This is a genomic window from Pseudomonas sp. R1-1, assembly GCF_051132135.1.
Taxonomy (GTDB): domain Bacteria; phylum Pseudomonadota; class Gammaproteobacteria; order Pseudomonadales; family Pseudomonadaceae; genus Aquipseudomonas.
On sequence record NZ_CP071663.1, the window covers coordinates 2,729,475 to 2,746,423 of the forward strand.

Annotated in this window: 21 protein-coding genes; 6 read left to right on the forward strand and 15 right to left on the reverse strand. The window is 60.1% G+C overall.

Annotated features, from left to right (window positions below):
- Positions 1-57 precede the first annotated feature (57 nt).
- Together J3P75_RS12440 and J3P75_RS12445 are read left to right on the forward strand one after the other, a co-directional pair.
- A complete protein-coding gene (locus J3P75_RS12440) occupies positions 58-957 on the forward strand; it encodes a transcriptional regulator GcvA (protein WP_434710801.1) in 900 nt (299 codons plus the stop codon).
- Between the two features lie 120 nt (positions 958-1,077).
- The gene (locus J3P75_RS12445; protein ID WP_434710803.1) at positions 1,078-1,488 is read left to right on the forward strand and encodes a cupin domain-containing protein; all 411 of its coding nucleotides are present in this window, start codon (positions 1,078-1,080) and stop codon (positions 1,486-1,488) included.
- Positions 1,489-1,497: 9 nt separating this feature from the next.
- Here J3P75_RS12445 and J3P75_RS12450 read toward each other — a convergent pair whose 3' ends face one another.
- The 5 genes from J3P75_RS12450 to J3P75_RS12470 all read right to left on the reverse strand — a co-directional run bounded on the left by J3P75_RS12450 (position 1,498) and on the right by J3P75_RS12470 (position 4,482).
- On the reverse strand, positions 1,498-1,707 hold the full coding sequence (locus J3P75_RS12450) for a hypothetical protein (RefSeq protein WP_434710805.1): 210 nt from the start codon (positions 1,705-1,707) through the stop codon (positions 1,498-1,500).
- Entirely contained in the window at positions 1,682-2,893 is a 1,212-nt protein-coding gene (locus tag J3P75_RS12455; protein ID WP_434710807.1) for an MFS transporter, read from the reverse strand. The genes J3P75_RS12450 and J3P75_RS12455 overlap by 26 nt, the downstream gene beginning before the upstream one ends.
- A 137-nt stretch (positions 2,894-3,030) precedes the next feature.
- Positions 3,031-3,540, reverse strand: a complete 510-nt coding sequence (msrA, locus tag J3P75_RS12460; protein WP_434710809.1) for a peptide-methionine (S)-S-oxide reductase MsrA — start codon at positions 3,538-3,540, stop codon at positions 3,031-3,033.
- A 160-nt stretch (positions 3,541-3,700) separates the two neighbouring features.
- Positions 3,701-4,048, reverse strand: a complete 348-nt coding sequence (locus J3P75_RS12465; RefSeq protein ID WP_203421840.1) for a general stress protein — start codon at positions 4,046-4,048, stop codon at positions 3,701-3,703.
- 254 nt (positions 4,049-4,302) lie between these two features.
- A complete protein-coding gene (locus tag J3P75_RS12470) occupies positions 4,303-4,482 on the reverse strand; it encodes a general stress protein (RefSeq protein WP_093101985.1) in 180 nt (59 codons plus the stop codon).
- Between the two features lie 348 nt (positions 4,483-4,830).
- Here J3P75_RS12470 and J3P75_RS12475 point away from each other — a divergent pair, with 348 nt between their 5' ends.
- The gene (locus tag J3P75_RS12475) at positions 4,831-5,001 is read left to right on the forward strand and encodes a KGG domain-containing protein (RefSeq protein ID WP_206416421.1); all 171 of its coding nucleotides are present in this window, start codon (positions 4,831-4,833) and stop codon (positions 4,999-5,001) included.
- Positions 5,002-5,022: 21 nt separating this feature from the next.
- Here the strand turns inward: J3P75_RS12475 and J3P75_RS12480 are convergent, their stop codons facing one another.
- A complete protein-coding gene (locus tag J3P75_RS12480; RefSeq protein WP_434710811.1) occupies positions 5,023-6,144 on the reverse strand; it encodes a carboxylate-amine ligase in 1,122 nt (373 codons plus the stop codon).
- Positions 6,141-6,419 carry a hypothetical protein gene (locus tag J3P75_RS12485; RefSeq protein WP_434710812.1) on the reverse strand — a complete coding sequence of 93 codons (279 nt, stop codon included), beginning with the start codon at positions 6,417-6,419 and terminating at the stop codon, positions 6,141-6,143. Before J3P75_RS12485 ends, J3P75_RS12480 begins: the two co-directional genes overlap by 4 nt.
- A gap of 861 nt (positions 6,420-7,280) precedes the next feature.
- On the opposite strand from J3P75_RS12485, the gene J3P75_RS12490 reads away from it, so the two are divergent.
- Positions 7,281-8,165 (forward strand): manganese catalase family protein, encoded by an 885-nt coding sequence (locus J3P75_RS12490; protein WP_434597801.1) that lies wholly within the window; start codon positions 7,281-7,283, stop codon positions 8,163-8,165.
- A gap of 101 nt (positions 8,166-8,266) precedes the next feature.
- A complete protein-coding gene (locus tag J3P75_RS12495) occupies positions 8,267-8,776 on the forward strand; it encodes a ferritin-like domain-containing protein (protein WP_090283019.1) in 510 nt (169 codons plus the stop codon).
- Positions 8,777-8,831: 55 nt separating this feature from the next.
- On the opposite strand, the gene J3P75_RS12500 is transcribed toward J3P75_RS12495, so the two are convergent.
- Both J3P75_RS12500 and J3P75_RS12505 read right to left on the reverse strand, forming a co-directional pair.
- Complete coding sequence (locus tag J3P75_RS12500; protein WP_434710814.1) at positions 8,832-9,821, reverse strand: ribonuclease Z; 990 nt, start codon at positions 9,819-9,821, stop codon at positions 8,832-8,834.
- A gap of 21 nt (positions 9,822-9,842) precedes the next feature.
- On the reverse strand, positions 9,843-11,255 hold the full coding sequence (locus tag J3P75_RS12505) for a homospermidine synthase (protein ID WP_434710815.1): 1,413 nt from the start codon (positions 11,253-11,255) through the stop codon (positions 9,843-9,845).
- Between the two features lie 399 nt (positions 11,256-11,654).
- On the opposite strand from J3P75_RS12505, the gene J3P75_RS12510 reads away from it, so the two are divergent.
- Positions 11,655-11,885, forward strand: a complete 231-nt coding sequence (locus J3P75_RS12510) for a hypothetical protein (protein ID WP_434597810.1) — start codon at positions 11,655-11,657, stop codon at positions 11,883-11,885.
- Between the two features lie 12 nt (positions 11,886-11,897).
- Here J3P75_RS12510 and J3P75_RS12515 read toward each other — a convergent pair whose 3' ends face one another.
- From J3P75_RS12515 to J3P75_RS12540, 6 genes are all read right to left on the reverse strand, one after another.
- Entirely contained in the window at positions 11,898-12,431 is a 534-nt protein-coding gene (locus J3P75_RS12515) for a DUF4142 domain-containing protein (RefSeq protein WP_434710816.1), read from the reverse strand.
- Complete coding sequence (locus J3P75_RS12520) at positions 12,428-12,595, reverse strand: hypothetical protein (protein WP_434710817.1); 168 nt, start codon at positions 12,593-12,595, stop codon at positions 12,428-12,430. The genes J3P75_RS12515 and J3P75_RS12520 overlap by 4 nt, the downstream gene beginning before the upstream one ends.
- Positions 12,592-12,834 (reverse strand): hypothetical protein, encoded by a 243-nt coding sequence (locus tag J3P75_RS12525; RefSeq protein WP_434710819.1) that lies wholly within the window; start codon positions 12,832-12,834, stop codon positions 12,592-12,594. The genes J3P75_RS12520 and J3P75_RS12525 overlap by 4 nt, the downstream gene beginning before the upstream one ends.
- Positions 12,835-13,482: 648 nt before the next feature.
- Positions 13,483-15,342, reverse strand: coding sequence for an ABC transporter ATP-binding protein (locus J3P75_RS12530; RefSeq protein ID WP_434710821.1), 1,860 nt, complete (start codon positions 15,340-15,342; stop codon positions 13,483-13,485).
- 190 nt (positions 15,343-15,532) lie between these two features.
- On the reverse strand, positions 15,533-15,943 hold the full coding sequence (locus tag J3P75_RS12535; protein ID WP_434710823.1) for a response regulator transcription factor: 411 nt from the start codon (positions 15,941-15,943) through the stop codon (positions 15,533-15,535).
- Entirely contained in the window at positions 15,940-16,932 is a 993-nt protein-coding gene (locus J3P75_RS12540) for a response regulator (RefSeq protein ID WP_434710825.1), read from the reverse strand. The genes J3P75_RS12535 and J3P75_RS12540 overlap by 4 nt, the downstream gene beginning before the upstream one ends.
- Between the last annotated feature and the right edge of the window lie 17 nt (positions 16,933-16,949).

The window sequence follows — 16,949 nt, forward strand, 5'->3', positions numbered from 1 at the left end:
GCAAAGGTCATTTGCAGTGCTAGCGTATGACAAAATCTCATGAGCCAGCCCAACCCCATGACTGTCAGACTTCCCTCGCTCAATGGCCTGCGCGCCTTCGAAACCGTCGCCCGGCACATGAGTTTCACCAAGGCTGCCGCAGAACTGAACGTCAGCCAGACTGCGGTCAGCCATCAGATCCGCCGACTCGAGGCGGAACTGGGCAGCCCGCTGTTTTTGCGGCGCAACGACGGCCTGGCGCTGAGCGAGGTCGGGCAGGCCTATTTACCCGGCGTGCGCTCGGCCTTTCAGGATTTGCGCTTTGCCACTGAACAGCTACTGGCGTTCGACAACAACAACGTGTTGACCATCAGCACACTGGTATCGGTCGCATCGAAATGGTTGTTGCCGCGACTGCCTGCGTTTCAGCGGGCCTTTCCCGCTATCGATGTGCGCATCAGTGCGTCGACCGATTGGGTGGATTTTCGCAGCGGCGGCATCGATGCCGCGATTCGTTACGGGCACGGCGACTGGAAGGGCTTGCAGGCTGACTTCCTGATGTCCGATGAAATCTTTCCGGTGTGCAGTCCGGCACTGGCCCAGAGCCTGAACTCGCCGGCGGATCTGGCGAATAACACTTTGCTGCAAGTCAGCGGCGTGACGGCGGGAGACTGGGCGAGCTGGCTAAGCGCCGTCGGCCAGGCGCCGCAACTGGCGGAGGGGCCGCGATTGACATTCGATCTGGCGCTGATGGCCGTGCAGGCGGCGGTGGACGGGCAGGGCGTGTGCATCGGCCGCTCAACCTACGTCGCCGACGATCTGCGCGCCGGGCGCCTGGTGATCCCTTTCGAATTGCGCTTGCGGGATGCGCTGGGCTTTTATCTGGTCGCGCCTGTTGAGACCGCGCAGGCCGAAAAGATCGCTGCGTTCAGGTCCTGGCTGTTGGCATTGCCGAAAACCACTGGCACTTTTGTATAAGCGTGTATCTGTTTGCACGCTGTACACGGCTGAACACCAAACTCAGGTTCCACGACACATCCACCCTACACGCAACCTGCACAGTAGCCCTCACCACATCACTGATTGAGAGGGCTACATATGAAACGTTCACTGTTACTCGCCAGCGCCATTTTCGCTTCGATGATCGGCATCGCCCACGCGGCCGACGCCCCGGCCAAGAGCTGGCAGCAAGGCTTGAGCCGCACCGATCTGGTCAAGCAGGATCTCGGTGCCGCCGACCGCGAAGTGGTTCAGGCCCGCGTCGATTTCGAACCGGGTGTGACCTCGCCGCGCCATGCACATCCGGGCGTTGAAGTCGCTTACGTGATCAGCGGCACGTTCGAATATCAACTGGAGGGCAGGGCGCCGGTGACGTTGAAGGCGGGGGAGTCGCTGTTCATTCCGGAAGGCGTGGCGCATGTCGCGAAAAACGTCGGCAAGGACAAGGCGTCGGAACTGGCGACTTATATCCTCAAGAAGGGCGAACCGGTGCTGATCCTCAAGCCGTAAGCCGATGCCTCAATGCAGAGTCGCCGCCCGGCGACTTTCGCCGATGCGGATGCGATCGAGTGCGCGGTTCAAGGCATCGAGCGCATCGAGCAGAGCCTTGGCCTCGGCGACACGATCCTCGCCCCAGAGGCGCTCGGCCAGCCGGTTCAGGGCCTGGATCGAGCGCTCGATATCGGCGGCGCTGGCCGGCTCTTTAGGAGTGAGGGGATTTTTCGGCATTCAGGGTTCCTCGGCTGGTAGCAAACCACCATAGCGCTGTGACGCCCAGCAGCATAGTCAGCGCAGCCAGGATGAGGATCACGCCTTGTGTGCCTGCGCTGGAGGCCAGCAGGGCTACCAGCAAACCCGCCAAGGGTTGCGACAGGTTGTTGAACAAGGTGATCACACCGACGGTTTTGCCGAAGTCTTTGGGCGGTATTACGCGCTGACGAATACTGCGCATGTAGATATTGAACATCTTGTCGAAGCCGACAATCAGCAGAAACCCCACTACATAACCGGCCAGATTCGGACTCAGAGCACTGACAAGAGCGCCAGCGGCGATCATTGAATACGCGAGCCCGCCAAGTAGCCGCTGCGGCAGTTCCACTCTGGCAAGGAAAAACAGAATCACGATTGTTGTTATAGCCCCGGCCGCTTGCAAACCGGCGTAAGCGTCTTTGCCGGCGCCGTACTCGCCGAGCACCATCGCGGCTGAAGTCGCCAGCGTGACCCCAACGATCAAATTGACCCCCACGGCCAGCAAGATGATTTTTTTCAACTCTGCCAGCTCATGTATATGCCTGAACGCGATGCGCAGTGGATGTAGCCATATGTCCTGATGCTGTTCGTACACTTGCAGGGTGATTCGGCTGAGGCGTTGCCATACCAGCATGCTCAGATCCGCGAGTAGAAACAGACCGGCGATCCATAGCACCACCCTGTGCCAGGCCCACACTTCGAGCAGCAGCGCTGCCACCAACGGCCCGAGAACCAATCCGGTCTGGTCGGCAATTTGCGAATAGGACAACGTCTTGGTGTAACTGTAGTGCTGGAAGATATGCGGCATCAGCACTTCGCGCGCCATGATTCCCTGAGTGGTCAGCACGCCGCACACCGCTGACAACACCACAACCCAGGCCATGCCGCCGAAAACAGTGAACATGCCCACGGCCAGCAGGCAGAGCAGTGCGCGATAGATTTGACTGATATGGAGGATCTTTATCGGTGAAAACTTATCGCACAGCGCTCCACATAGTGGAAATGCGAGAAAACGCGGTAGCGATTCGACGAAAAATGCCAGACCGGCCCAGGAAGCGCTGTTGGTCGTCTGGAAGACCACCAGCGGCACAATGAACAGCAAAATCTGATCGGCCAGGCGCGACAGAAACAGCGACGTGAAGAACGCCAGATAATCCTTGCGCAAGATGAGCTCCCTTTTATTGCCTGTCTGGCCGTGCGACGAGCCGTGAGACAGTACACCAATCCTTGGCCGGAGTTGAGATTACGTCGCTCACCGCCGCGCGATCAATCGTTCACCTGTGCAAGCACCTGGAGTTGTCTTCAACTACTGCGCTTGGGCAGTTTCCAGTTCGGCCGAATGAAGTGGCAGGTGTAGCCATTGGGAATCCGTTCCAGGTAATCCTGATGTTCAGGTTCCGCTTCCCAGAAAGATCCGGCCGGTTCGATTTCAGTCACCACCCGGCCTGGCCACAAACCTGAGGCGTCGACGTCGGCGACGGTGTCTTTGGCAACGGCGTGTTGCTCGTCGTTGAGGTAATAGATCGCCGAACGATAGCTCAGGCCAAGGTCATTCCCCTGACGGTGGAGCGTGCTCGGATCGTGAATCTGGAAGAAGAATTCGAGAATCTGGCGGTAGCTGATCACTGCGGGATCGAAGGTGATTTCGATGGCTTCGGCGTGGGTGCCATGGTTGCGATAGGTCGCGTTCGGCACATCGCCGCCGCTGTATCCGACGCGGGTTTGCAGCACGCCCGGGTAACGTCGCAGCAGGTCTTGCATGCCCCAGAAGCAGCCGCCGGCAAGAATCGCAGTTTCGGTTTGATGGGTCATGGCGCGGGTTCCTCTGACAACGTTGGGGATTGTCATGGTTATGAGGGCGAGTTGGCCAATTCCAAGGTGCGGCGATGTAGAAAGCGGTGGGGGATTGCGAGGGAAGTTGTCTTGCGTTGGATAAACGGCAGGGGAGCGATGCTCCCCTGCAAATGGCGCATTAGCTGTTGCGCCCACCACCATGACTGTTTTCGCCACCCTTGCGCCCGGCTTCGGAGGCTTTTTCGCGATCATTGGCAAAGTTGCCACCGCTGTTCTGGCCGCCTTTGCTGCCGGCCTCGGACGCGCGTTGCGGGTCGTTCTTGAAGTTGCCGCCGCTGTTCTGGCCACCTTTGCTACCGGCCTCGGCTGCACGCTCCGGATCATTCTTGAAGTTGCCTCCACTGTTTTGGCCGCCTTTGCTGCCAATTTCCTGGTAGAACTCTTTATCATGCGAAGCCGATGTTGCTTCCCCACCTTTTTTACCTGCTTCGCTTACGGACATGCTGCCTTGTTTGTCTTGAGCCATTTTAAAACACCTCTTGCATATATAAGCATTGATTCGAATTCAGGCTGCGCTTAGTTGCGCGCTGAAGTTGTTCGGACAAATGCCGTGGATACTGCCTGATGTTGTTTGTTGCAATGCTCGTTACTTGCCGGTTGGCTTGGGTTCGACTGTCAATCAGTTGGAACGCTCATCAGACATGAAAACTGCCTTTCACGCTGATGACCGTTCCAGCTGTTTGATTTCGAAGGGCAGCAAGGCTGCCCTTATGCCGCCGGTCAAGACGACTTACGGCCGCCACCGTGGCTGTTCTGGCCGCCTTTACGGCCTGCTTCGGAAGCTTTTTCACGGTCATTGGCGAAGTTGCCGCCGGAAGCCTGGCCGCCTTTTTTACCCGCCTCGGATGCCTTCTCACGATCGTTGGCGAAGTTGCCCGGGTTTTTATTACCTGTAGTCATGATAGCTCTCCAATATCAATGAAGGATTTCTTTAGTTGCCCATTTATGCAACGGACACTTACTCGGATAACGCGCCGGGGAAAAACGTTTGAAGATTTTTTTCGGTGCCCGATGAACGGTATCGTTCGCGATGAAACTTATACAGGGCGCTGTTTGAAGCGCCGCTTCGTATAAGTTTGATGATATTGAAATGATTGTCGCTGTGCATGTTAGAGCTTCGCTTCGTTGCGTTTAATTGCCTTTCGTCAGTAGGGTGAGTGCATGGGTGGCAAGCGCAAAGTTCGGTTGATAGGGTGCAAGTGCAGCACAGGAAACTGACAGTCAGGAACTGATCGCGAGGACATTGCCATGACCAGCAAACATCAAAGTGGACATTCATTCGCCGACGATCCACAAAAAATCAAGGAAGCCGGGAAGAAGGGCGGCACGGCGGTCGATGTCAAACTCGACCGAGCCGAAAAGGCGCGCACGGGCGGGCAGAACAGCCATGGCGGCACTCGCACCGGCAAGGGTGATTGAGACGGTGTGCTTGAAGGTCGGTCAACTGCGCGAGGTTTCCTCCAGCAAATGATCGACCACTTGCGCCAGTGCCGAACTTGAACCGTGTGGTTGCTGCAGGGCTTGATTGAACACTGCCAATTGCCGGTCGGCGCTGGTGCCTTCATTGATGATGCTGTTGGCGCGCTCGAACAAGGTCGGCATGCGCAGGTCGCCGGCGATTTCGGCGTAGCGTTCCTCAGCCAGCGCTAGCCATTGGCTGATCGAACAAGGGCTGTCCTGGCCTGCGACAATGAACTGTCCATCAAGTCCCCAGCGCTTGGCGCGCCAGCGGTTTTCCTCGAGTATCCAGCGTGCTGAGGCGTCATAGGTCGAGCCCGGGTGCGGCTGCCTGCACGCATGTGTAACCAGCACGCGAAAGAATGCGGCGAGGGTCAGCGCGTCTTCTACGCGAGGGCAGGCGTCGGTCATGCGCAGTTCCAGGGTCGGGTAGCGCACGGCCGGGCGAATGCCCCACCAGCATTGGCTGGGCTGGTTGATCACGCCGGCGCGGGTCAGAAAACCAACGTGATCGTCATACGCCTGTTGATCGGCAAACAACGGCGGCACGCCCATGCGTGGCCACTCGTCGCACGCGGCCTGGCGATAACTTTTGTAGCCGCTGTCGGCACCGTCCCACAGCGGCGATGAGCAACTCAGGGCCAGCAGCAACGGCGTCCATGCCAGCACTTCATTCATGATTTTGATGCGGTCGTGTTGTTCGGGTACTTCGACATGCACATGCAGGCCCGACAGCACGCTGCGCCGGGCGACGTGGCCGTAGGTGTCGAACAGTTGGTGAAAGTGCGGTTCGTCGGTGGGGATCTGTTCGCGCCAGTCGGCCAGTGGGTGACTGCCGACGCTGAGCAGGCCGAGGCCGAAAGGTTTGAGGGTGTTGTTCAGGGCCTGACGTGCGCCGGTCAGGTAATCGCTGGCTTCGACGAAGTCGGTGAATACGGGGGACGCGATTTCGAACTGGCCCTGGAACATTTCGCTGGCGAATGATGCGCCGATGGCTTGCTGGCAGGCCTGACGAGCCTCGGGAGCAGGGGCGCCGACCATTTTGCGGGTGTGCAGGTCGGTGACGAAATATTCTTCTTCGATGCCAAAGCGCGGTTCGGTCATGGCTGGGCTCGCTGGGCATTGTTGGGGCCGTGGTAGTCGTGGCCGGCGATGGCGTGCAGGTAGGCCTGGTCGGCTTCGCTGCGCAGTTCTTGCCATTCTTGCCAGGTGATGATGCCAAGGCGGTCCATTTCGTCGCATTGGCGCAGGAGTTCTTCGTGGTAGCGATCGGGGCAGTCCATGCGCAGGCTGCGGTCTTGCAGTGTTCGATGCCAGGTATCGAGGGCTTGCAGGCGGGTTTGTTGTTCGGCTGTCAGCAGGTTTTTATAGGCATTCATGAGGGGCTGGCTCGCGGGTTGTTTTCTTTGTGAGCGCTCGGGGTTCGTGGAGGTTCAAGGGAAGTGATGAGGCGGGTGCCTTGGCGGCCTCTGGGCCGACCAGGCTTTGGTTGTTTTGGGTGTATATCCATTTCTGCGGGTGTGCCGTCTGGCGGTTTCGCTTTTACAGCGAGTCCCTTTGGCAAACGCCCCAAAGGAACCAAAGGTCTGGGCCCCTGCGTTCGGCCCTCGCAGGCTCGGGTTCCTTCGCTCCGGGACCGATCCGGGCGCAGCGGCTACGGTTTGCTTCGCTGCACCTACTTCCGCTGTGTCTGGCTGCGCCAGACGGTCGCTGCGCTCCCACGCCCGGGTCGGTCCCTCCACTCAGCCTGCCGATGGGGCCGGTTAGGCAAGATCAAGGGCACTCGAGCTGGCGCTCATTGTAAGGAGTGGTGAAAAGCGCGTGGTTGGCTTGAGAGTTACGGTGTGGCTGCCCCTCCCCCCAGCCCTCTCCCCCTGGAGAGGGAGCCGATTTTGGTTGGATTCGAAATTTGCGTTCGACTCGGTAGTTCAGGTCGGCGGATCTCTTGCATCCAACTCGGTCAGTTCCCTCTCCCTCCGGGAGAGGGCTAGGGTGAGGGGCTTTTGATCTTGCTGTCTCCTCTTGCCTGATTTGCACTCATGAGACCTCTGCTTTCAATGACGCAAATCACCCAAACAAGCGAACCCGCAACCCCCGTTTCGCTTGTTCCCACGACATAACCATTTGTCCTGAACCCGAATATTTTTTGAAATTTTCTCCGCAGCCAATGCTTCACAAAGGAGTGGGCAGTGACTTAACCGTTGAGACCGCCACACTCATTCAGACTGAGGAGATTTGTCATGTTTCTACATAACAAGCGACTTCAATACACCGTTCGTGTTGCGCAACCCAATCCTGGACTTGCGAATCTTTTGCTGGAGCAGTTCGGGGGGGCGCAGGGTGAGTTGGCGGCGGCTACGCGCTATTTCACTCAGGCGTTGGCTGAGGATGATCCGGGGCGCAAGGATTTGCTGCTGGACATTGCCACCGAGGAGCTGAGCCATCTGGAGGTGATCGGTTCGATCATTGTCATGCTCAACAAGGGCGCCAAAGGCAAGATGGCCGAAGGCGTTGAAGAGGAGGGGGAGCTGTATCGTTCGTTGAACGGTGCCGGTAACGATTCGCACATCACCAGCCTGTTGTATGGCGCGGGTTCGCCGTTGACCAATTCGGCGGGCGTGCCCTGGACCGCGGCGTACGTGGACACCATTGGTGAGCCGACCGCCGATATGCGTTCCAACATCGCGGCTGAGGCGCGGGCGAAGATTGTTTATGAGCGGTTGATGAACGTGACGGACGATCCCGGCGTGAAGGAAGCGTTGGGCTTCTTGATGACCCGGGAGATCGCGCACCAGTTGTCCTTTGAAAAAGCCCTGCATGCGATTCAGCCAAACTTCCCGCAAGGCAAGAAACCCGGCATGCCGGAGTTCACCAACGTCTACTTCAACATGTCCCATGGCACCGAGAGCATGCGCGGGCCATGGAATCAGGGTGACGATTGGGAGTTTGTCGAAAGCCCAACACCGGCGGTGGATGGCGGCGATGGTCTGGCGACCGTCGAGCTGGACACTGCCGACGAAGCGCTGCTGGAGAAAATGAAAACCCGCACCATGTCCGATCCCAACAGCGAGCCGGTCACCGGTGCGGATCTGGGCGCCGGTACGCAGGTTCCGCCGTCGCTGTGACAGCGCAACACTGCCCGCCGAACTCCGCTCAAGCGAGCCACATCATCCCGTGGCGCGCTTGAGCGGGACCACTGTGAAACCATCAAGAAGAGGATTCCACCATGGCCACTCCACAGGAAAATCTGCTCGACTGGCTGCGTGACGCTCATGCCATGGAGCAACAGGCCGAGCAAATGCTCAAGGCGCAATCCAAGCGTCTGGAACACTACCCGCAGCTGAAAGCGCGGATTGACCAGCACATTGAAGAAACCCTCGGTCAGCAGAAACTCATCGATGAATGCCTGCAACGACTGGGCGGCGATTCGTCGACGATCAAGGATCTGGGCGGCAAGTTGATGGCGTTCGGTCAGGCCGTGGGCGGCTCGTTGATGAGCGATGAGGTGATCAAGGGCGCGATGGCCGGTTACGTGTTCGAGAACATGGAAATCGCCAGCTACACCGTGTTGATTGCTGCCGCCGAAGCGGCTGGCGATACGCAGACGAAAAAGGCCTGTGAGTCGATTCTGCCGCAGGAAGTGGCCATGGCCGATTGGCTGCTCAAGCACCTGCCACAGCTGACCGAGGCGTTTCTGGCTCGCTCGGCTGACCCCGACAAGGAAGCCAAGAAGTAACCCCACCGTGGAACCGAAACGTCCGTTCGCCAGGCGAGCGGACGTTTTTTAATTTTCATTTATCGTGCGAGCGGGGCACAGGGTTTCGCATCACCGGCTGCAACTGACCGTGCTGATCGAAGTGATAGCGCTGCAGGTCACGCGCCAGAATCAAGTGCCCGTTGTACAGCGCTGCCGCCTCGTTGCGCACGTCTTCGATCGACGGATGTTGCGCCGGATTGGCCTGGTAGCGCGCGCTGAAGTGCGTCAGCACCAGATTGCGCACGCCCACCGCTTCGGCAAAACCGGCGACCGCTGCGGCGCTGCTATGGCCGTAGCTGGCGCGGGTTTTATCGATGGCCGCTTGGATGAACGTCGCCTCGTGCACCAACACATCGGCCGAGGCGGCAACCTCTGCCAGCAGTTCCGGGCGGTCGTTGTCGCCGCAGACAATGATGCGCTGCGGCGGGCGCGCCCGCAGAAGATAGTCCTGGGCACGCAGCCATCGCCCGTCGTGCAGCACATCCTGGCCGTGGGCCAGTTCACCCCACAGCGGACCGCGTTCGATGCCTTCAGCGTCGAGGCGTTGTACATCCAGACGCGGCGCCGGATCGGCTTCGGTGAAGACGTAACCGTGACACGGCACGCGGTGCGACAACTTGACCGGGCTGACTTCAACGTTGCCGTTGCGCCAGTGATCCAGCGTCTCGACGGCGTGCAGATGGATTTCGAACGGCAAGTGGGAATGAGTCACCGCGAGACTCAATGTCAGCCACGGATGCAATGCCGCCGGGAGGATGATATCCAGCGGTCGCGATCGTCCGGACATGCCGGTACTTGCCAGTAAACCGGGCAGGCCCAGGCAATGGTCAGCATGGACATGGGTGATGAAAATTCCCCGCAATTCGCTCAGCGACAACGGCGTGCGCAGCACTTGGTGCTGCGTGCCTTCACCACAGTCGATCAGATACCAGCCTCTGCCCGACGCCTCGATCAATGCCGTGGCGCTGACATTGCGCTCACGGGTTGGCACGCCGGCAGAGGTGCCCAGAAACAACAAGTCCACGATAGTGTTCTCTCGCAATCATCAGGTGAAACGGAAATGAGCAAATTGCCACGGATCGTCGCCATCGACCGCCGCCTGCCAGCCTGAGTTCCGACCTTGCAACGGCGTCCAGTCGCTGTAAATACCTTGCACCTGGCCGAGGTAGGGCCGGCACAGTTCGAGGATTTCACGGTACGGCATTTCATCGGGCTCGAGAATGCCCCGGTTGGGATGCCGCATTGTCCAGACCACACCGGCCATGACTGCCGCGGTGACCTGCAGCGACGTCGCGCTGTTGTGCGGGCACAACGCGCGGGCCTCATCGATGCTCAACCGCGAACCGTACCAGTAAGCACTTTTGTCATGCCCCAGCAACAGTACGCCGAGTTCGTCGCGCCCGCTGACGATGTCATCGTCGAGCAAGCGTTGCTGCGGTTGCGCTTGCCACTGCCGTGCGGCGAGTTCGTGCAACGACAGCAGCGCATCGTCGCAAGGTCGGTAGGCGTAATGCACGGTGGGGCGGTAATCGGGGTGCGCGCCATCGCCAAGCGTCAGGTATTCGGCAATGGAAATCGCCTCGCTGTGGGTGACCAGATAGCCAAGGGTCGGGCCGGCGCTCGGCGTCCAGGTGTGCACTTGCGTCGCCGCACCCGGCCGTTGCAGATAGATCGCCGCCTGACTGCCATAAGGATGACGCCGCGCATCGGCAGGCAGCGCCCGTTCATGACTGCCCCAACCGAGTTCCGCCGGCTGACAGGCTTCGGCAATGAAACCTTCGACTGACCAGGTGTTGACGAACTCGCCCAACTGCTTGTGTTGCGCGCTGTACTGCGAGTCGTATTCGGCGATGTGAATGACCTTGACCTGCAAGGCCTGAGCGAGCCGTGCCCAGTCCTCGCGCGTGGTGCAAGCGGGGCCGTGATAGCCGCTGTCGGCTGCCAGGTTTTCCAGCGCCTGTTTGAGCAGGTGCGATACCAGGCCTGGGTTGGCGCCGTGGGTCAGCACCGCAGTAGTGGTGTCATCGGCACCGCGCAGCGCCAGGATGCCGTGGCGCAACGCGTAATTGGTGCAGGCTTGCGGTTGCTGTTGCTGACTGTCGTAACCGCCGGCCCACGGCTCGGTGCAGGTGTCCAGATAAAGCACTTCGCGTGCCTGGCAAAACGCGAGCAGCGCCTGGCTGGACACCTCCACCGACAGATTCAGCAGGAAATCCCCGGCGCGTAATTTCGGCGCCAGACACGGGTGAAAATTGGTTTCGGTCAGGGCCAGTTTCTCTACCTGCACGCCATATTCTTCCACCGCTTGGCCGGCGCTGTCGGCAGGGCAGATTACGGTTATTTGCTCTGGGTCGATCTCGATATGGCGCAACAACAGCGGTAACACTCCACGGCCGATGCAGCCATAACCGATCATCAGCAAGCGACCGGCGAACGGTTGTCGTTGGATTGAGGGCATGGTCGTCTCCCTGAAGCTGCGAGGCGTGGGCTGTTTTAATTGCGACCATGGGCAGGCTTGGCGGTGCGAAAAATTGGTCGATCGAGCGCCAGAATCAAAAGCCCCTCACCCTAGCCCTCTCCCAAGGGGAGAGGGAACTGATCGAGGTGAATGGGCGAGGCGCGCTGTTTCGGTGATATCGCGTCGAATACAAATTCTGAACACCACCCAAATCGGCTCCCTGTCCTGGGGGAGAGGGCGGGGCGGGCGGCGTTCCGATGAGGGGAAGCCTCACTGCCGTCACCAAAGCCGTACACCTCTACCCGCAACAACGAATCAACAATCAACCCAAAAAAATCGAACGCTCACCCAACCAGAACGTCCATCGCCATAACCCCCCAAAAAACCGGAGATCACCCAATGACCCGCTACCCAATGGACGAAACCGATTCAGACCACCGCAACCGCCAGTTCGGCCAGGCCTTGGGGCTGGACGCCGACGAGGTTGAACTTTGGGTCAGCGCCATCGAGGAAGACGGCAGCGGCATGGGCTATGTCGTGCATTTTTCCAGCGAAACCCCGGTCGACGTCCTCGCCAAAGTCCAGGGATTGGGCGAAGACATGACCATCAACGTTGGGCCTATCGACTGAGAGCGCCGCCGCTCAAGGCTTGGTCGGGGCAATCAGTTTCCCGGCCGAAGGCTTGAGCTTTTCCTGAAGCGCCTTGGCCGCTTGCGCCTGCTTTTCGATCCCTGGCAGCGCTGATTGAGCGAAGGTCTTGAGCTGCGGGTTTTCCGAAGACATCGCCTCTTTCTTGAACAGCATGACCTTCTGTTCGAGGGTCTCGGCCTGACTGTCGATGTAGGTGCGGTCGAAAGATTCATCGCGCGATTCGAGGCGCAATTGCTTGGCTTTCCCGGCTGCCGACGGTTCGGCGGGAACGTCCATGCGCAGCGTCTGCCCCAGCTGTTGCAGCTTCGGATAAAACCGACCGTGTTCAGTGATCTGGTTCTTGGCGAACTCGCGTACTTCGGGCAAGGCGCTGTTTTCCAGAGCGATGCGTGAGGCGTTGTTCTGGAACAGGCTTTGTTGCGCCGCTTCTTCGACAAAAGCGTTGAGCGTGACGGCGTAACACAAGGCGATGGTCTGCAGGCTCAGGACCAGCGTGGCGAAGGCTTTTACTGCGAGCTTGTTCATGTTCGGCCAACCTCCGGTTCACGCTCTTTATCAGCCGGGCCTGGGGTTACGCGGGCGCCTTGTTGCTGGTCGTTGTTTTCGCGGCGTACGCGTTGATCGTCGGTCAGGCCATCGGCTTCGGTGCTCGGCGTGGTTGGGGCCTGGTTGGATTTTTCACCGGTCATAGGTTGATTCCTGAGTGGTTTGAATGGGCTGTGGCGGCGGTTACCGAGCGGGTGTAGGCCGCGGTGGCGATTTCGATCAGGGTGTTGCGTTCGGGGGTGTCGATGATGCCGCGGCTGCGGTAGTCGTCGGCGAGCCGGAGCAGTTCGTCGTAGCGGTCTTCGGGTTCGCTGAAGCTGGTGGTGTTGGTGAGCAGGTCGTGCCATTGGCTGTAGGCGAGCATTTTGGTTTCGTTGTACATGGCGTTTCTCCTCGGCCTTTGTTGGGTAGAGGAGGGGGTTGGCGGGGTGTTCCTTGGGGGCGACGTACGGTTGGTTTTGGCTGATTTTTTTTGGGGGGCGGTGACGTCGGGTTTTGGGTGAATATCCGTTGCTGCGGGTGGTGTTTCTGGCGGTTTCGCCCTTACGGCGAGTCACCTTTTTCAAACGCCAAAAAGGTAACCCAAAACGCTTGCTCCTACGTACGGCCCTCGCAAGCTCGAGTCCCTTCGCTGCGGGATCGATCCGGGCGCAGCGGCTACGGTTTGCTTCGCTGCACCTACTTCCGCTGTGTACGACTTCGTCGTACGGTCGCTTCGCTCCCACGCCCGGATCAATCCCTCCGCTCAGCCTTCCGACGTCGCCGGTGACGCAAGATCAAAAGCAGGCGAGCTGACACTCGGCCTATTGAGTGGTGAGAAGCGTCGCATGGCTTTGGATTGGTGGTGTGACTGCCCCTCACCCCAGCCCTCTCCCGAGGGAGAGGGAGCCGATCGGTGTGCTTTTCAAGTGCTGGATTCATCTCGATATCCCTGCTCGGCGTATCTCTCACATCCAACTCGATCAGTCCCATCTCCCTCCGGGAGAGGGTTAGGGTGAGGGGCTGTTGATCTTGACTTGAACAGGCCGGATCAAGCCTGATCCACCGTCGCCGCAAACCCCTGATCTTCGCCCAGAAACCCGCCGCTCTGATGCTGCCACAACCTTGCGTAAATCCCGTTTCTGGCCAGCAGTTCGGCATGGGTGCCTTGTTCGATGATGCGGCCTTCGTCCATGACGATGAGGCGGTCCATGGCGGCGATGGTGGAGAGGCGGTGGGCGATGGCGATGACGGTTTTGCCTTGCATCATTTCGTCGAGGCTTTCCTGGATGGCGACTTCGACTTCGGAGTCGAGGGCGCTGGTGGCTTCGTCGAGCAGCAGGATCGGGGCGTTTTTCAGCATGACTCGGGCGATGGCGATGCGTTGGCGCTGGCCGCCGGAGAGTTTGATGCCGCGCTCGCCGACCAGGGTGTCGTAGCCGCTGTGGCCCTGGCGGTCGCTCAGTTGGTTGATGAAGCCGTCGGCCTGGGCGTTGGCGGCGGCGCGGCGGATGTCTTCGTCGCTGGCGTCGGGGCGGCCGTAGGCGATGTTGTCGCGGATCGAGCGGTGCAACAGCGAGGTGTCCTGGGTGACCATGCCGATGGCGCTGCGCAGGCTGTCCTGGGTCACTTCGGCGATGTTCTGGCCGTCGATGCGGATCTGCCCGCTGTCGACGTCGTAAAAACGCAGCAACAGGTTGATCAGCGTTGATTTGCCGGCGCCGGAGCGGCCGACCAGGCCGATTTTTTCGCCGGCGCGAATGTGCAGGCTCAAGCCGTCGAGGACCTGACGTTCGCCGTTGTAATTGAAGCTGACGTTGTCGAACGACACCGCGCCGCCGCCAGGTACCAGCACGCCGGCGTTCGCTGCGTCCTGGACTTTCGGGCCACGGGTGAGGGTGGCCATGCCGTCCTGCACGGTGCCGATGTTCTCGAACAGCGAGGTCATCTGCCACATGATCCAGTGCGACATGCCGTTGATGCGCAAGGCCATGGCGGTGATCGCCGCGACCGCGCCGGCGCCGACCTGGCCCTGGTGCCAGAGCCACAGGGCATAGCCGCCGGCGCCGATGATCAGTGCGACCACCAAGGCCTGGTTGACGATCTCGAACTGGCTGACCAGACGCATCTGGCGAAACCCGGTGAGCTTGAAATCTTCCATTGCCGCACGGGCGAAATGCGCTTCGCGTTTGGAGTGCGAGAACAGTTTCACCGTGGTGATGTTGGTGTAGGCGTCGGCGATGCGCCCGGTCATCGATGAGCGCGCGTCGGCCTGTTCCTGGCCGACTTTGCCCAGGCGTGGCACGAAGTACACCATCGCCAGCGCGAACAGCGCGACCCAGGCAATAAACGGCAGCATCAGCTTCAGGGCGAAGCCGCCCGCGAGGGCGATGATGGCGATGAAGTACACACCGATGCCGGGGGCGATTTCGATCAGGGTGAACAGCACTTCACGCACTGCCAGCGCGGTTTGCATGACCTTGGTGGTGACTCGCCCGGAAAATTCATCGGAGAAGAACGACAGGCTTTGCCGCAGCATCAAGCGGTGAAAATCCCAGCGCAGGCGCAGCGGCAGGTTGATCGCGAGGATCTGGTGCTGAACCATCGTGCGCAGCGCAACCAGCACGATGCTCACCAGCAGGACGATGCCGATGCCCCACAACACGCGGCTTTCCTCTGGGCTGACGCCGCCACCGGCCTGCCAGGTCGAAAGCAGGTCGACCACCTGGCCGAGGAAGGAAAACAGCCACGCTTCGTAGATCGACACACCGGCGCTGAGCAGGGCCAGCGCGAGGATATAACCGCGCGCGCCGCGGGTGCACGCCCACAGAAAACGCGTCAGGCCCACCGGCGGTGGCGGCAATTCATCAGGCGGGAAGGGATCGAGTCTACGTTCAAACACGCGAAGCATTGCGCTCTCCGAAAAGGATCAAGGTCGGGGGATTCTGCCATTTAACGGCGCCCTTGAGGGTATGCCGGTAAACGTCAGGTCACCTGAACTGACCCTGAAACGTGTCCGCAGTGCCAATTGATTGCGCTTGCCGAGGCTGACGCGTGGGGATTCGGAGGCGAAAAAAACCGCAATGCTGAAGGGCCAATGCTCAGTGCTGGCGATGCACCACCGACTCGAGCGCCTGCAACAAGGCTTCTTCTTCGAACGGTTTGCTCAGGCAGTGCACGGCTTGATAGTGGCCGGATTCGGCCAGCGTTGCCTCGTCCCAATGGGCCGACATGCAGATCACCGGGAAGCGTCGGGCGCGGCGTTGCAGCTCGCGCATGACGTCGATGCCGGACAGCCCGGGCATGCGCAAATCCAGCAGGAGACAGGCGATTTCGTCGAAACGCTGTTCGGCGAGAAAGGCTTCGCCGCTGTCATAGACCTGCGCGTGGTAACCCACCGAGCGCAGCAGATTGCACAGGCTTTTGCGCACCGAAGCATCATCATCGACGATGCAGACAACGGTCGCGTGACGGCTGTCGACCGCCGCAGGGCGGTCAGTCGCGCTGTTCACGACGAGCTCGATGGGCCGGGTGGCCGCGCGCTGCTGATCAGCCCGTAGAGTTCGACGAGGTTGACCAGCGAGCGCGTCTGCATCTTCGCCATGATGTGTTTGCGATGGACTTTGGCGGTGACTTCGCTGGTGCCCAACTGTTTGGCAATCTGCTTGTTGGCAAGCCCCGCGACAATCAACGGCAGTACTTCACGCTCGCGCGGGGTCAGCAGCGCGGCCAGTTGCAGGGTCTGTTGCACGCGCTGCCATTGCTCGTAGGCAGTCGCCGCGTGTTGGCGGGTGGTGCGCAGGATATCGAGCAGTTCATCGTCGTTGAACGGTTTGGTCAGGAACTCCACCGCCCCGGCTTTCATCGCCTGCACCGACATCGGGATGGTGCCGTGGCCGGTCATGAAGACCACCGGCCAAGGATGCCCGCGCTCGGTGAGCGTCGCTTGCAGCTGAAGCCCGGTTGTTTCCGGCAGGCTGACATCGAGTAGCAGGCACGCCGGACCGTTTTGCAGGGGCGCTTCGAGCAGTGCTTCGGCGGACTCGAAAATCCGGTGTTCGATGCCCTCGGCACGTAGCAGTCGGCTCAGCGCCGTGCGCACGCACGCCTCGTCATCGACGATGAACACCGGCACCGATTGCGCATCGACCGGCGGCCGTTGTTGCGCTAAAGGCACGGGCGGGGCGACGGTGCTGAAGGCGGGCGGTTTGGGTTCGCGGTCTTTCAATAATCGGTAACCTCGACGGGCAACCGTCTGGATGATTTCTTTGGCCCCGAGCAGCTTGCGCAGCGCGGAAATCTGCACCTGCAAGTTGTTTTCCTCGACGACGATATCGGGCCAGACCTGATTGATCAGCTCGTCCTTGCTGACAATCCGGCCGTCGGCCTGCATCAATACCGAGAGTACTTCGAACGCGCGGCCGCCGACACGCAACGGCCGGCCATCAAGAAAGGCTTCGCGCCGCTCCAGGGAGATCGTGGCCTGGCCGAGTCGGATCATGCTTGCCTCTGCGCTGC

Excerpts from the sequence above, each read along its gene's own strand:
- J3P75_RS12440 (WP_434710801.1), top strand. The coding sequence starts at position 58 with ATGACTGTCAGACTTCCCTCGCTCAATGGCCTGCGCGCCTTCGAAACC.
- J3P75_RS12445 (WP_434710803.1), top strand. The coding sequence starts at position 1,078 with ATGAAACGTTCACTGTTACTCGCCAGCGCCATTTTCGCTTCGATGATC.
- J3P75_RS12450 (WP_434710805.1), bottom strand. The coding sequence starts at position 1,707 with ATGCCGAAAAATCCCCTCACTCCTAAAGAGCCGGCCAGCGCCGCCGAT.
- msrA (WP_434710809.1), bottom strand. The coding sequence starts at position 3,540 with ATGACCCATCAAACCGAAACTGCGATTCTTGCCGGCGGCTGCTTCTGG.
- J3P75_RS12465 (WP_203421840.1), bottom strand. The coding sequence starts at position 4,048 with ATGGCTCAAGACAAACAAGGCAGCATGTCCGTAAGCGAAGCAGGTAAA.
- J3P75_RS12470 (WP_093101985.1), bottom strand. The coding sequence starts at position 4,482 with ATGACTACAGGTAATAAAAACCCGGGCAACTTCGCCAACGATCGTGAG.
- J3P75_RS12475 (WP_206416421.1), top strand. The coding sequence starts at position 4,831 with ATGACCAGCAAACATCAAAGTGGACATTCATTCGCCGACGATCCACAA.
- J3P75_RS12480 (WP_434710811.1), bottom strand. The coding sequence starts at position 6,144 with ATGACCGAACCGCGCTTTGGCATCGAAGAAGAATATTTCGTCACCGAC.
- J3P75_RS12485 (WP_434710812.1), bottom strand. The coding sequence starts at position 6,419 with ATGAATGCCTATAAAAACCTGCTGACAGCCGAACAACAAACCCGCCTG.
- J3P75_RS12490 (WP_434597801.1), top strand. The coding sequence starts at position 7,281 with ATGTTTCTACATAACAAGCGACTTCAATACACCGTTCGTGTTGCGCAA.
- J3P75_RS12495 (WP_090283019.1), top strand. The coding sequence starts at position 8,267 with ATGGCCACTCCACAGGAAAATCTGCTCGACTGGCTGCGTGACGCTCAT.
- J3P75_RS12505 (WP_434710815.1), bottom strand. The coding sequence starts at position 11,255 with ATGCCCTCAATCCAACGACAACCGTTCGCCGGTCGCTTGCTGATGATC.
- J3P75_RS12510 (WP_434597810.1), top strand. The coding sequence starts at position 11,655 with ATGACCCGCTACCCAATGGACGAAACCGATTCAGACCACCGCAACCGC.
- J3P75_RS12515 (WP_434710816.1), bottom strand. The coding sequence starts at position 12,431 with ATGAACAAGCTCGCAGTAAAAGCCTTCGCCACGCTGGTCCTGAGCCTG.
- J3P75_RS12520 (WP_434710817.1), bottom strand. The coding sequence starts at position 12,595 with ATGACCGGTGAAAAATCCAACCAGGCCCCAACCACGCCGAGCACCGAA.
- J3P75_RS12525 (WP_434710819.1), bottom strand. The coding sequence starts at position 12,834 with ATGTACAACGAAACCAAAATGCTCGCCTACAGCCAATGGCACGACCTG.
- J3P75_RS12530 (WP_434710821.1), bottom strand. The coding sequence starts at position 15,342 with ATGCTTCGCGTGTTTGAACGTAGACTCGATCCCTTCCCGCCTGATGAA.
- J3P75_RS12540 (WP_434710825.1), bottom strand. The coding sequence starts at position 16,932 with ATGATCCGACTCGGCCAGGCCACGATCTCCCTGGAGCGGCGCGAAGCC.